The organism is Bacteroides sp. 214, from assembly GCF_010501015.1.
Classification (GTDB): domain Bacteria; phylum Bacteroidota; class Bacteroidia; order Bacteroidales; family Bacteroidaceae; genus Bacteroides.
The window spans coordinates 1-316 of the sequence record NZ_QVML01000058.1; the positions used below are offsets into that span (position 1 = coordinate 1).

General features: G+C 48.1%; 1 pseudogene. It reads left to right on the plus strand.

From position 1 onward, the window contains the following. Positions 1-215: 215 nt before the first annotated feature. A pseudogene (locus tag D0T50_RS13660) lies at positions 216-316 on the plus strand (PCRF domain-containing protein); the annotation flags it as partial.

Sequence of the window (316 nt, forward strand, 5' to 3'; positions counted from 1 at the left end):
TAATGAATATGGAAGGCTGTTTCTCTTTTCCCGCCTTTTCCTTTTCTTTAGCAATATGGTCAAGCCACATAGCATAGACACCCATAGCCAACGAAGTAAGAGCGGTATTGCAAGACTGTCACCGCCGTTTGTGGGTAGCCACCAAAGACCAGCGGCTGGCTATTTACGACCCAGCAGTGGGCGATTCCGATAGCGGAATAGAACCGGGAACAGCATTTGAAGACATACCTGAGTTAGAGGAACATATCAAAATGTTACTCGTCCCTGCCGATCCTGAAGACTCCAAGAACGCCGTTATGGAAATACGCGGAGGAAC